Raw genomic sequence first — 12,261 nt, forward strand, 5'->3', positions numbered from 1 at the left:
TGCGCTCATCTGATCTGAAAACCGTGCGCCAGCGGATCGCGGTCGTCAACAAAAATGGTGTTGTGGCCGATGACCCGCGCCCAGCCTCCAATGCTTGGGAGAATGCCGCGATAAGGCCCGACGTTTGCCTCGGCCTCCACCCGCCCCTCGAAGATGGTTCCGATCAGACTTTCATGACGATAGCTCGATCCGACGGTAAGCCGTCCCTTTCCATGCAGCTGCGCCATGCGCGCTGAGGTGCCGGTGCCGCCCGGCGAGCGATCGATGGCCTTTTCCCCATAAAAGACCGCGCAGCGCCCATCCGACACGTCGTTCACCGGCCGGTCGCACCAGATCGCGTGATGCACGCCCGATATCCTGGCATCGTCGGGATGAACGGGATTGCAGATATCGGCAAGCACTGTCCTGAGCCTCTGGCTGCAGGCGACGATGTCGGATGCGCTCATGCCGTCGAGTCCGCTCCAGTTCTCCTGTGGCTCGACGACTGCATAATAATTGCCGCCATAGGAAATATCGACGCGCAGGCGGCCCATTCCGGGCACATCCACCGCGACATCGGCGTCATGGAGATAGCTCGCGACGTTGTGGAGACGGACGGAATCGACATATCCATCCTTCTCCTTATAGGTTACGTCGACCCTGCCCGCCGGCGTCTCGATCGCGACCTTTCCGGGCTCGCGCGGCTTGACCAGCCCTTCCTCGATTGCGGCGGTGACGGTGCCGATGGTGCCGGCGCCGCACATCGGCAGGCAGCCGCTCACCTCGATGAACAGGACAGCGAAGTCGCAATCGGGCCGATAGGCGGGATAGATGATCGAGCCCGACATGATGTCATGCCCCCGCGGCTCGAACATCAGCGCCTTGCGCACCCAGTCATGGTCACGGACGAAGATCTCGCGTCGTTCGCCCATGGGCACGTGCGGCAACAGGGGGCCGCCGCCGGCAACGAGACGAACCGGGTTGCCGCAGGTGTGCGCATCGATGCAGAAGAAGCTGTGTCTCATTCCACCATCTCCTTGCTCATCTCGCCTTCGGCAGACTGCCGCGGTCGAGCAGGCCGCGGGACAGCCGATCGAGCAGAAGAGCGACTGCGACGATCGCCAGGCCTGCTCTCAGGCCGAGCCCCATCTCCATGCGCGTCAGGCCCCGCGTCACTTCCGCGCCGAGACCACCTGCGCCGACGAGGCCGGCGAGCACGACCATGGCAAGCGACAGAAGGATGCACTGGTTGAGGCCGACGAGCAGCGTCTGCTTGGCGAGCGGAATTTCGATCTTCCAGAGAATCGAGCGGGGCGGCGCGCCGATGGCGCTGCCGAGCTCGATAAACACCTTCGGTACCTGGTTGAAAGCCAGCGTCGTCAGTCGCAGCATCGGCGGAATGCCGTAGACGATGGTGGCGATGATGGCAGGCACCCGCCCGAGGCTGAAGATCATCACCGCAGGGATCAAATAGACCCATGGCGGCACGGTCTGCATCACGTCGAGAACCGGGCGCACCACAGCCTCCAATGTCTTGTAGCGCGAGCAAAGCACGCCGATCGGGAAGGCGATGAGAACGGAAATCGCGACGGCGACGGTCACCAGCGAAAGCGTCTGCATCGACGCCGTCCACAGCCCGACAAGAAGGCAGAAGCCGAGGCAAAGGCCAGCGAGGATGGCGGCGCGCAGGCTGACGGCGAAGAATGCCAGCAGGATGATGATAGCGATCAGAGCATAAGGCGGCACGAAGAGGAGTGCCGTCTCGATTGCCGACAGGACCGTTTCGACCACGGTGCTGATGGCCGCAAACAGCGGATGAAGATTGGTGTTGAGCCAATCGACGGCCGGGGCCAGGAAAGCGCCCGGCGAAAACTGCAGGTCCGCAGGATTCATGACTTCCTCCCTGTTCCCAGCCGGGCAGCACTCTGGGTTATCCGGTCAATCACCATGGTTAGTACCACGATTGCGATCGCGGCATTGATCGAGGTCGCGATATCGAGCGTCCTGATCGCGCCATAGATCGTCTCTCCGAGCCCGCCGGAGCCGACGATGCCGGCGATGACGACCATACCGAAAGCCATCATCAGGCTCTGGTTGATGCCCGCCATGATGCTCGGCAGTGCAAAGGGAAGGCGGATCTTGAAAAACATCTTCCCCGGCGTCATCCCAAGTGCCTCGCCGAGCTCGATGAACTCCTTGGGCGTCATGCGGATGCCAAGAGACGTCAGGCGGATGGCCGGCGGCACGGCAACGATCACTGTGGCGATCAGCGCCGTCGCCGGCCCGTAACCGAGCAAAGCGATTGCCGGCAGCAGGTAGATGTACGGCGGCATCGTCTGGATGAGATCGAGGCCCGGCTCCATGAAGTGATCGAGAGCCGTGAAGAAGCCGGCGGCAATGCCGATCGGAATGCCGATCGCCAGGGCGATCGTGGTGGCAGTCAGGACCAGAGCCAGCGTGCTCATCGTCTCCGGCCACAGCCCCATCGAAAAACAGAGCGCCAGCGCGACGCCGCTGAGGAGCGCGAACCAGACATTGACCAGCCGCCAGCCGATCAGCGCCACGATCAGGGCGACCACGTAAAACGGCGGAAGCTCCAGGAGCCAGAGGATGCCGTCATAGAGACCCTCAAGAAGCTGTCTGATATAGTCGAACAGGAATTCCCCGTTGTCGCTCACCCATTCGAGCGCGGAGTCCGTCCATTCGTCGAAAAGGTCGGTGAAGGCTGAAGTATCCATATCAATACCTCCAGTTGGGATCACGCCGCCGTCAGATCGTGGGCGGAGGTTCCCTTGACGCCCATCAGGAGGCTGCGCGGTGTAACCACGCCGACCACCCGATCATTATCCACCACGGCGATGGCGTCGCGGTCCGACTGCATCGTCAAAGAGATCAGCTCGTCGATGTCGGCGTCCGGCGTCGTGCGCGCCAGCGATGCGATATCCGAATTCGCAGCGCCCTGCTGGAATTCGGCAACGCTGCGCATGACCGAATGCGCCTTGATCAGATGCAGGCGGGATATGCCGGCGACGAACTCGGCGACATAGGCGTCGGCCGGGTTGAGGATGATTTCCTCGGCCGTGCCGGTCTGGATGATGACACCGTCCTTCATGATGGCGATGCGGTCGCCGATGCGGATCGCTTCGTCGAGATCATGGGTGATGAAGACGGCGGACTTGCCGAGCGCTTTCGTCAACTGGCGGAATTCGTCCTGAAGCTGGCGCCGGATCAGCGGATCGAGCGCGCTGAACGGTTCGTCCATCAGAATGATCTCGGGATCGGAAGCGAGCGCGCGGGCAAGGCCGACGCGCTGCTGCATGCCGCCGGAAAGTTCGCTGGGATAACGGCTCAGCCAGTCGGCGAGGCCGACTTTCTCGAGGGCGGCCGCGGCGGTCTTGTTTCGCTCCGCCTTTCCAATTCCCTGGACCTCGAGGCCGAAGGCCGCATTTTCTAGAACTGTCCGGTGCGGCAGCAAAGCGACACTTTGAAACACCATGCCGATATTCTTGGCGCGCATCTGCCGGAGATCGACCGGCGACAGGCTGGCGAGATCGCGCCCCTTGACGAGAACCTTGCCGGAACTCGGCGTAATCAGCTTGTTGAGAAGGCGAATGAGCGTCGATTTTCCGCTTCCCGACAGTCCCATGATGCAGAAGATTTCGCCGCGCCGGACCTGAATGCTCGCATTGGAGACGCCGACGACGCAATTGAACTCCTGCAGGACCTCTTTCTTGCCGAGGCCGCGCTCCTTGATCGATTTCATCGCCGCAGCGGACTTACCTCCGAAGACCTTCCAGAGGGATTGGCAATCGATCAGGACATCCTTGGCATCGATATTGACGGTTTTCATAGCGATCCCCTTTGAGCCAATGGCGCTGGCTTCTCATTAGGTTTCAAGATGGCCGCCCGACGGCTCGGGCGGCCAGGAGGTGCTCACTTCTTCTTGATGTTTTCCCAACGCTTGATCAGGTCGGCATGGGCGCCGATCCAATCCTGCACGGCCTGGTCCATGGTCTTGCCGTCCTTGACTGCACCGTTGATGGTGGTGATGTCGGCGATCGGCACGTAGACGCTGGCCATGACTTCGCGGGCATGCGGGTACTCTTCCGAGAAGCCCTTGTGGCCGATCCAGTAGTAGCTCTGCGGCGGCGGGAAGACGCCCTTCGGATCCTTGAGGTACTTGACCTCGTACTTCTGGACCATCCACGACGGTTCCCAGATCGTCACCGCAATCCATTCCTGACGGTCGTAGGCAGACTTCAGCGCCGCCGTCATCGCAGCCGTGCTGCCTTCGACGAGCTGGAGCTTGAGGCCGTATTCCTTGACCGCATTCGCGGTATCGCGCATCAGGCCGGCGCCCGGTTCGATGCCGATGATCTTGCCGCCGAACTTGTCGGCGTTTTCATTGAGCTGTTCGAGCGAGTCGATCGGAACATATTTCGGAACGGCCACGCCCTGATAAAGGCCGTGCGACACCGGAGAAATCTTCTCCAGGCGGTTCTTGTTCTTGTCCCAATAATCTTGCGCGACGTAGTCGGTCTGCGAGGTGAGTGCCTGGATGTCGCCCTTGGCAAGAGCGGCATAGGCAATGCCCCATTCGGAGAATTCGGTGACCTTCACGGTGTAACCGGCGTCTTCAAGAACCTTCTTGGTGATACCGGTGATGGGGGTCAGGTCTTCCCATGCCATCGTGCCCAGATTGATCGTCTTCTCTTCCGCGCGGGCAGGCAGGATACTCATCCCGATCACCGCAGCGGCGCAAAGCGCCTTCCATAAAGCCTTCATTGTTGTTACTCCTGGTTTTCGTTCCCATTCTCATTGAAGCCTGCGGACGGCAGTCTTCATATTGCGCCGGCCGAGGGATCACCCCTCGCGGCCGGCTCGCAATTCCTGAAAGCGGATGACCGAGTTGATTCCGAGCCATGCAATGGGCTCGGGCGGCAATCTCGTCGGTTCCGGCTGGTTCTTGTATGTGTCGAGCTCGGGGCTTGCGGCTCCTGTCGCAAGATCTGCGGCCATCATGCCGGCAAAGGTGCTCTTGACGGTGCCGAGACCGTTTTCGCAGCAGGCGGAAAAGAGCCCTTCCTCGACCTCACCGAACGCCGGCACATGGTTTCGGCTGAGGCAAAGCGCACCCGCCCAGCTGTATTCCATCGGAAGGCGCTCCAGCCCGGGGAACCGGGCATCGAACGAGCGGCGCTGTTCGGCCGCGATGCCGGCGACCCGCTTCTCCGATACTTTGAGGCTCGGGTCGTAGGTGAACCTGGTCCTGACGACGATCCGCGAAAGCCCATTCTTGGTGATCTTGCGCACCGTTGCGCCCATCGGATCGGCCGGCAGCAGCGCCCAGCGATCGACGCCGGTGACATCGCCGCCGAATTCATTCTGGGAAAAGGCCGATGTCATCGACGCATAGGTGAAGATGTGCATCAGCCGGCCCCGGAAGTGGCCGAAGCTCTGAATATGGCCGTTTACACCCAGAATGACCTTGGCCGCAGAAACGGAACCACGCGCGGTCTTCGCCTTCCAGGTTCGGCCATCGCGCGCAAGCTCCAGAACCGGCGAATGCTCGTGAATCGTGACTTTCGAGGAAAGCCCGTGTGCCAGGCCGCGAATATAATCGGCGGGCTGGATCATCACGGCACCAGGCGTGTAGAGCCCGCCGAGATAGTAACGCGAGCCTGTCATCTCCCGCATCTGATCAGCGTCAAGAACACGATGTTCCTCGCCGATCTTTTCGAGCGACTTCCGATAGTTGTCGTTGAGCCCCAGCCCCCGCTCGGAAGCCGCGGCATTCACCTTGCCCGCCGGATCGAAGGTCTCCGCGGAGAGGCCGTATTCGGCTGCGGCGTCGGCGGCAAAGGAGATCGCCAGACGGTTCTGGCGAATCTCGTCCTTCGTCGCCGCTTCGTCGGCGACCGAATATTCGCCCGACGACAGATTGTGCGGCACGTCGATCATGAAGCCGGAATTTCTGCCGGCCGGTCCCTTGGCGAGTTCGCGCGCCTCCAGGATGACAATCTTTTCCTGGGGCCGCGACTGCGAAAGGCGGCGGGCCGCCGACAGGCCGGCAAATCCCCCGCCGATGATCAGCCAGTCGGCGGTGATGTCGTGTTCAAGCGCCGTCACGGGAAAGGCGCGCTCGCTGGTCGCCTCCCATCCCGAGACGCCGGTATCCGTCGGCAGGTGCTTGATCACATGACGGCTCATCGGATCGTCTCGTCGACAGATCGTTCGGATACGTCGATCCAGATGGTCTTGAGCTCGCAGTAATTGTCGTGGGCGAAGATCGACTTGTCGCGGCCGCCGAAGCCGGACTCCTTGTAGCCGCCGAACGGTGTGCTCGCATCGCCCTCGCCGAAGCAGTTGACGGTGACCAGACCCGCACGGATATCCCGCGACACCCGGATCGCATTGCGCAGGCTGCCCGTGTAGACCGACGCGGTCAGACCGTAATTGGTGTCGTTGGCGAGAGCCACGGCTTCGGAGAGGGTCTCGAATGTCGTTACCGACAGGATCGGCCCGAAAATCTCCTCCTTGAACAGGCGGCTGGCAGGCGTGACGCCGTCAACCACCGTGGGTTCGATGAAGACGCCGTCCTGGGTTTGCCCGCCGAAGGCCAGCGAAAGCTTCTCGCTCTTCACGTCGTCGAGGAACGACCTCACCTTGTCGAAATGGCTCTTGCTGACGAGCGCGCCGATGCGGTTTTCCGGATCGAGCGGATCGCCGGTCCTCCACTCGCGCATATAGGCGCCGATCCGCTTGAGGAGTTCATCCTTGATGCTGGCGTGAACGATAAGGCGCGAGGATGCGCTGCAGTTCTCGCCCATATTCCAGAAGGCGCCGTTGACCACCTGCTCGGCGACGAGATCGAGATCTTCAGCGTCTTCAAGCACCACGGCCGGGTTCTTGCCGCCGCATTCGAGCACCACCTTCTTGAGGTTGGAATCGGCAGAATAGTGGAGGAAGCGACGGCCTGTGGGGGTCGATCCGGTAAAGGCGACCATGTCGACATCCATATGCAAGCCAAGCGGTTCGCCGACATCCTTGCCGCTGCCGGTGACGACATTGAAAACGCCTGCCGGGATGCCGGCCTCGAGCGCCAATTCGGCGACACGCAGCGTCGTCAGCGTGGTTTCCTGGGCGGGCTTGACGATCACCGAGCAGCCCGCGGCAAGCGCCGGCGCGATTTTCCAGGCCAGCATCAGCAGCGGGAAGTTCCATGGCAGGACGCAAGCGACCACGCCGATAGGTTCACGAACCACCATCGCCAGCGCATTGGGGCCGACGGAATTCGTGTTGTCGTATAGCTTGTCGATCAGCTCGGCATGCCAGCGGATCGTGTGGATCGTGTCGGGGACATCCACGGTCTGGCACTCGCGGACCGGCTTGCCGCTGTCGAGGCTTTCCATGACGGCAAGCTCGTGACGATTGCGCTCCAGCAGCTTTGCGAACTTGAGCAGCGTTTCCTTGCGTGCGCCAGGCGTCAGCTGACGCCAACGGCCATCGTCGAAGGCTTCGCGGGCCTTGGCGACCGCATAGTCGACGTCGCTTGTATCACAGGCGGCGATCTCGGCGAGGAGTTCGCCGGTTGCGGGATTGGTTGATTTGAAGGTCTTGCCCGACTTCGCCGGACGGTACGCGCCGTCGATGAAGGCATTGGTTGGCAGATGGAGTTCTTTGGCGAGTGCCTTGTATTCGGCGGCGGTCAAAGGTTCATGCATGGTTGGCTCCCGACGTGATCTGGCCGACCGTGCGCTTCAACGTGGAAACGACGGTCTGAAGGGTTCTTTTCTCTTCGGAGTTCAGTCCGCGCAGCGGCGCGCGTACCGGGCCGACCTTCAGGCCGATGATCTCGCAGCCGTGCTTGATCGACTGGACGAACTTGCCGCATTCGAGGAAATCCATCAGCGGCAGCATCGCGCTCATGATCGCCCGGCCTTTGTCGAAGTTCTTCTCGACGACGCAGGCCTCATAGAGGGCGACATGCTCGCGCGGCAGGAAATTGGAGCCGGCGCAGACCCAGCTCTTCGCACCCCAGGCGAAGAATTCGAGCGCCTGGTCGTCCCAGCCGCAGGAGAGCGAGACGTGCGGGAACTTCCGGGCGAGCAGGTGAAGATTGCCCATGTCGCCGGAGCTTTCCTTGATGGCGACGACGTTCTTCGACTTGCCGACGCGAGAAAAATATTCCTCGCCCATCACCACACCCATCCGGGCAGGGTAGTTGTAGAGCATGATCGGCAGGTTCGCGGCGCGGTCGACCGTCAGCGCATGCACGGCGTTTTCGCGTTCGGTCGGCAGCGCATAGGGCGGTGACGATACCAGGATCGCATCAGCGCCGATTTCCTTTGCCGATTTTGCGTATTCAACCGAATCTTCGGTCCGCGTGGCGCCGGTGCCGATGATGAGCGGCAGCCGTGTGCCGATCACTGCCTTGGCATAGGCTGCAAGTTCGTAACGTTCCTGGCTGCTCTGGGCGTAGTATTCGCCCGTCGAGCCGCCGACGATGATGCCGTGCACGCCCGCCTCGATCAGCGACTCGAGCACGGCAGCGAATGCGGGTCGGTCGATGTGCCCATTTTGATCGAGCGGCGTCACCGCCGGTGTATAAATCCCCTCAAATTTCACGATGATTTCTCCAATAATTGCGTGGCGGGACCGCCGACGAAGGCGTCCGCCTTGAGGCCTTGCGGAGCGATGAACATCTCCATGTTCTCGCGGGACAATTCCCAGTGTTCGAAAACGAGGTCGACGACGGCATCCTCATCGTGAGCGCCGAGCGCTGCGATAAAGCCGTCATGATGCTCGACGGCCAATCGAAGCCGCCGCCGCATGTCCTCGTTTCTCGGCCGGAAGAACGTATGACCGATGCGCGCATGGTCGATGAGCAGCCGGCCGAGGCTCGGCTGCATGTAGACGTTGCCCGACATCTCGCCGAAAATTTCGTGAAAGCGGTTATTCTCCAGCACCATCGCCAGAGCGTCCATGTTCTCGCTGGCGGCGCGAAACCGCTCCTGCGTCTGCTTCAGGTCCGACAGCTGCGCGGGCTTGAAGTTCTGCACGGCCAGACGACCGATCGCCGCATAAATCATCGGCGCGACGAGGAAGAAATTGCGCAGCGTGGAGTGGTTCATCGGGATGACCCGTGCACCCCTGTTCTCGCGGATGTCGATATAGCCTTCACCGGCAAGGCGGCGGAATATGTCCCGCACCGGCGTCCGCGACAGCCCGTATCTTTCGCTCAAACTGGCCTCGTCCAGATCGGCGTCCGGGTCCAGCTCCATCGTCAGGATCTGGCGTTTCAAATCTTCGTAGAGATTGCTCTTGGGTGTCTTCGCCATCGTCGATCTCCGGCCATTCGTTGCTCTACTGCCGGGAAGATGACACGCCTTCCAGCAGGAGTCAATAATTGTGTACTCTGCGTACACAATTCGTATTCGAGAAAAACACAATTCTTTCGGCGCGACGAAAGTTTGCCGTGATCGAACGCGAAGCCGTCCGTAAACGTGAGGATTCCGGGCGCGCGACGCTCAATGAGGGCGCGGTCAAGCTGATGGTGGATAGCAATGTGTGGGAAGCGGCCGAGCGCGGCCGTCATGGGACATTGGTCGTCCAATGATCGGGGAGCGCCGGGGTCGGCGCTCCCCGGGGAGCTTTAAGCGGCAAGCACGCCGTTCTTCTTGGCAGTCCAGGTCGCGATATAGTCCATCAGGCCGGGCGACAGGCAATCATAGGGCTCCAGACCCGACGCCTTCAGCTGCGCCCGGACCGCATCCATCCTGGCGGGATCGAAGCCGCTTTCGATGATTGACGACACGAAGGCCGCAAAGGTCGGCTTTGCCCAGCCGGTTTCCTGGAAGCGCTCCGGATGGACGAACGACAATCCCTGGAAGGGGTGTTCGCGCTCGACCGGCCCATACATATGCACGCCGCATTGCTTGCAGGCGTGCCGTTGGATCAGAGCAGCGGGATCGACGACGGCGAGCTTGTCGCCGTTCTCGAGCACTTCGACGCTCTCGGTCGGAGCGACCGCCACGACCGAAAAGACAGCACCCTCGGGCTTCCAGCACTTGGTGCAGCCGCAGGCGTGATTGTGGGCGATATCACCCTTGATCCTGACCTTTACCGGATTGCTCGTGCACTTGCACACGAGCGTCCCGCCTGTGAAAGCAGCGTCAGTCGCTCGAAAGCCTGAATCCACTGCCGGATGAATGGCTATGCTGCTCATTGCTTCTCTCCTTCCCTCCCTGGCCGTTTGCGTTATGCCCGGCCGAGCTCGTTAAAATCAGTTCCCCAACCTCTGCGCGTGCCAGCGCAGATGGTCTTCCATGAATGTCGAAATGAAAAAGTAGGAATGGCCGTAGCCTTCCTGCATGCGCAGCCTGAGCGGAATGCCTGCCGCCTCGCATGCTTGCCGGAGCTCGTCGGGACGTAAGCCGTCCTCCAGGAAGCTGTCCGCCGTTCCCTGGTCGACGAGGAGCTCGGCGAAGCGATGCCCATCTTCGATCAGCGAGCAGGTGTCATAGGCCCGCCAGGTCTTTTCGTCGGCTCCGAGATATTTCCGCAAGGCCGGTTTCGACCAGCCGGAAACCGAGGGGTGGCTGATCGGCGCGAAGGCCGAGCAGCTCCGGAAGCGGTCGGGATTCTTGAGCGCAATAGTGATCGCGCCATGTCCGCCCATCGAGTGGCCGAAAATTCCTTGGCGATCCATGTCGACAGGAAATTCCGCAGCCAATAGCCGTGGCAGCTCCTCGGTGATGTAGCTGTACATGCGATAATTCGCCGAAAACGGCGGCTCGGTGGCATCGACGTAAAAGCCGGCGCCCTTGCCGAACTGCCAATTGTCCGGTTCGTCCGGAACGTGATCGCCCCGGGGGCTGGTATCCGGGCAGACGATGATCAGCCCGAGCTCGGCGGCAAGCCGCCGATATTCGCCCTTGTCCATGACATTGGCATGCGTGCAAGTCAGGCCGGACAGGTACCACAGAACCGGGCGCTTGCCTTCGGCCGCCTGCGGCGGCACGAAGACCGCAAAGGTCATGTCGCAGTCGCAGGCTTCGGAGCGGCTGACGTAGACGCCCTGAGTGCCGCCGTAAGACTTGTCGATCGAGAGGGTTTTCATGGCTCAGTAGACCACCACGCCACGGATGCTCTCGCCTTTGTGCATCATGTCGAAGCCCTTGTTGATGTCGTCGAGCGGCATGGTGTGGGTGATCATCGGGTCGATCTGGATCTTGCCCTGCATGTACCAGTCGACGATCTTCGGAACATCGGTGCGGCCGCGCGCGCCGCCGAAGGCGGTGCCCATCCAGTTGCGGCCGGTCACCAGCTGGAACGGCCGGGTGGAGATCTCCTGGCCGGCGCCGGCCACGCCGATGATGACCGACTTGCCCCAGCCGCGATGCGAAGCTTCCAGCGCCTGGCGCATCACCCTGGTGTTGCCGGTGCAGTCGAAGGTGTAGTCGGCGCCGCCGATCAGGTCGCCATTCCGCTTGGTCATGTTGACCAGATAGGGAACGATGTCGTCGCCGACCTCCTTCGGATTGACGAAATGCGTCATGCCGAACTTCTCGCCCCAGGCCTTGCGATCCGGGTTGATATCGACGCCGATGATCATGTCGGCGCCGGCAAGGCGCAGGCCCTGCAGCACGTTGAGGCCGATGCCGCCGAGCCCGAAGACGATCGCCGTCGAACCGATCTCGACCTTGGCGGTGTTGATCACCGCGCCGATGCCCGTGGTGACGCCGCAGCCGATGTAGCAGACCTTGTCGAAGGGCGCGTCCGGATTGATCTTGGCGAGCGCGATCTCCGGCAGCACCGTGTAATTGGCAAAGGTCGAGCAGCCCATATAGTGATGGATCTTGTCCTTGCCGATCGAGAAGCGCGAGGTGCCGTCCGGCATCAGACCCTGACCCTGGGTGGCGCGGATGGCGGTGCAGAGATTGGTCTTGCGCGACGTGCAGGAATAACATTCGCGGCATTCGGGCGTATAAAGCGGAATGACGTGGTCGCCCTTCTTGACCGAGGTCACACCCGGGCCGACATCGACGACGATGCCGGCGCCCTCATGGCCGAGGATCGCCGGAAACAGGCCTTCCGGATCGGCTCCCGACAGGGTGAAATCGTCGGTGTGGCAGATGCCGGTCGCCTTGACCTCCACCAGCACTTCGCCGGCCTTCGGCCCTTCCAGCTGCACGGTCATCACTTCAAGCGGTTTTCCGGCCTGAACGGCTACGGCGGCGCGAACGTCCATTTGATAATCCCTCCTGTTAATTCAATTCG

The 12,261-nt window shown here is 61.6% G+C and carries 13 protein-coding genes; 1 reads left to right on the forward strand and 12 read right to left on the reverse strand.

The features are described from left to right. Positions 1 to 5: 5 nt before the first annotated feature. From Tal182_RS30755 to Tal182_RS30795, 9 genes are all read right to left on the reverse strand, one after another. A complete protein-coding gene (locus Tal182_RS30755) occupies positions 6 to 1,004 on the reverse strand; it encodes a 4-hydroxyproline epimerase (protein WP_085861984.1) in 999 nt (332 codons plus the stop codon). A 16-nt stretch (positions 1,005 to 1,020) separates the two neighbouring features. Next, positions 1,021 to 1,872, reverse strand: a complete 852-nt coding sequence (locus Tal182_RS30760; RefSeq protein ID WP_085861985.1) for an ABC transporter permease subunit — start codon at positions 1,870 to 1,872, stop codon at positions 1,021 to 1,023. Continuing rightward, complete coding sequence (locus tag Tal182_RS30765) at positions 1,869 to 2,717, reverse strand: proline/glycine betaine ABC transporter permease (RefSeq protein WP_085861986.1); 849 nt, start codon at positions 2,715 to 2,717, stop codon at positions 1,869 to 1,871. Before Tal182_RS30765 ends, Tal182_RS30760 begins: the two co-directional genes overlap by 4 nt. 20 nt (positions 2,718 to 2,737) lie before the next feature. Then, a complete protein-coding gene (locus Tal182_RS30770; protein WP_085861987.1) occupies positions 2,738 to 3,829 on the reverse strand; it encodes a glycine betaine/L-proline ABC transporter ATP-binding protein in 1,092 nt (363 codons plus the stop codon). A gap of 83 nt (positions 3,830 to 3,912) precedes the next feature. After that, positions 3,913 to 4,764, reverse strand: a complete 852-nt coding sequence (locus tag Tal182_RS30775) for a glycine betaine ABC transporter substrate-binding protein (protein ID WP_085861988.1) — start codon at positions 4,762 to 4,764, stop codon at positions 3,913 to 3,915. Between the two features lie 78 nt (positions 4,765 to 4,842). Next, a complete protein-coding gene (locus Tal182_RS30780; protein WP_085861989.1) occupies positions 4,843 to 6,189 on the reverse strand; it encodes an FAD-binding oxidoreductase in 1,347 nt (448 codons plus the stop codon). Further along, complete coding sequence (locus Tal182_RS30785; protein ID WP_085861990.1) at positions 6,186 to 7,703, reverse strand: aldehyde dehydrogenase; 1,518 nt, start codon at positions 7,701 to 7,703, stop codon at positions 6,186 to 6,188. The genes Tal182_RS30780 and Tal182_RS30785 overlap by 4 nt, the downstream gene beginning before the upstream one ends. After that, positions 7,696 to 8,607 (reverse strand): dihydrodipicolinate synthase family protein, encoded by a 912-nt coding sequence (locus Tal182_RS30790; protein ID WP_085861991.1) that lies wholly within the window; start codon positions 8,605 to 8,607, stop codon positions 7,696 to 7,698. The genes Tal182_RS30785 and Tal182_RS30790 overlap by 8 nt, the downstream gene beginning before the upstream one ends. Next, positions 8,604 to 9,320, reverse strand: coding sequence for a GntR family transcriptional regulator (locus Tal182_RS30795; RefSeq protein ID WP_064807754.1), 717 nt, complete (start codon positions 9,318 to 9,320; stop codon positions 8,604 to 8,606). Before Tal182_RS30795 ends, Tal182_RS30790 begins: the two co-directional genes overlap by 4 nt. A 137-nt stretch (positions 9,321 to 9,457) precedes the next feature. Between Tal182_RS30795 and Tal182_RS32510 the strand changes: the two genes are divergently transcribed. Continuing rightward, the gene (locus tag Tal182_RS32510) at positions 9,458 to 9,598 is read left to right on the forward strand and encodes a hypothetical protein (protein ID WP_164517835.1); all 141 of its coding nucleotides are present in this window, start codon (positions 9,458 to 9,460) and stop codon (positions 9,596 to 9,598) included. Between the two features lie 36 nt (positions 9,599 to 9,634). Here the strand turns inward: Tal182_RS32510 and gfa are convergent, their stop codons facing one another. From gfa to Tal182_RS30815, 3 genes are read right to left on the reverse strand one after another with little or no spacing between them, the layout of a single operon-like run. Further along, a complete protein-coding gene (gfa, locus tag Tal182_RS30805) occupies positions 9,635 to 10,207 on the reverse strand; it encodes an S-(hydroxymethyl)glutathione synthase (RefSeq protein ID WP_085861993.1) in 573 nt (190 codons plus the stop codon). 57 nt (positions 10,208 to 10,264) lie between these two features. Then, positions 10,265 to 11,101, reverse strand: a complete 837-nt coding sequence (gene fghA, locus Tal182_RS30810) for an S-formylglutathione hydrolase (protein ID WP_085861994.1) — start codon at positions 11,099 to 11,101, stop codon at positions 10,265 to 10,267. A gap of 3 nt (positions 11,102 to 11,104) precedes the next feature. Beyond that, positions 11,105 to 12,232, reverse strand: coding sequence for an S-(hydroxymethyl)glutathione dehydrogenase/class III alcohol dehydrogenase (locus Tal182_RS30815; protein ID WP_085861995.1), 1,128 nt, complete (start codon positions 12,230 to 12,232; stop codon positions 11,105 to 11,107). Positions 12,233 to 12,261 lie beyond the last annotated feature (29 nt).

It is taken from the genome of Rhizobium sp. TAL182, assembly GCF_002117725.1.
Classification (GTDB): Bacteria; Pseudomonadota; Alphaproteobacteria; order Rhizobiales; family Rhizobiaceae; genus Rhizobium; species Rhizobium esperanzae.

Excerpts from the sequence above, each read along its gene's own strand:
- fghA (WP_085861994.1), bottom strand. The coding sequence starts at position 11,101 with ATGAAAACCCTCTCGATCGACAAGTCTTACGGCGGCACTCAGGGCGTC.
- Tal182_RS30795 (WP_064807754.1), bottom strand. The coding sequence starts at position 9,320 with ATGGCGAAGACACCCAAGAGCAATCTCTACGAAGATTTGAAACGCCAG.
- Tal182_RS30785 (WP_085861990.1), bottom strand. The coding sequence starts at position 7,703 with ATGCATGAACCTTTGACCGCCGCCGAATACAAGGCACTCGCCAAAGAA.
- Tal182_RS30770 (WP_085861987.1), bottom strand. The coding sequence starts at position 3,829 with ATGAAAACCGTCAATATCGATGCCAAGGATGTCCTGATCGATTGCCAA.
- Tal182_RS30755 (WP_085861984.1), bottom strand. The coding sequence starts at position 1,004 with ATGAGACACAGCTTCTTCTGCATCGATGCGCACACCTGCGGCAACCCG.
- Tal182_RS30760 (WP_085861985.1), bottom strand. The coding sequence starts at position 1,872 with ATGAATCCTGCGGACCTGCAGTTTTCGCCGGGCGCTTTCCTGGCCCCG.
- Tal182_RS30780 (WP_085861989.1), bottom strand. The coding sequence starts at position 6,189 with ATGAGCCGTCATGTGATCAAGCACCTGCCGACGGATACCGGCGTCTCG.
- gfa (WP_085861993.1), bottom strand. The coding sequence starts at position 10,207 with ATGAGCAGCATAGCCATTCATCCGGCAGTGGATTCAGGCTTTCGAGCG.
- Tal182_RS30765 (WP_085861986.1), bottom strand. The coding sequence starts at position 2,717 with ATGGATACTTCAGCCTTCACCGACCTTTTCGACGAATGGACGGACTCC.
- Tal182_RS30815 (WP_085861995.1), bottom strand. The coding sequence starts at position 12,232 with ATGGACGTTCGCGCCGCCGTAGCCGTTCAGGCCGGAAAACCGCTTGAA.
- Tal182_RS30775 (WP_085861988.1), bottom strand. The coding sequence starts at position 4,764 with ATGAAGGCTTTATGGAAGGCGCTTTGCGCCGCTGCGGTGATCGGGATG.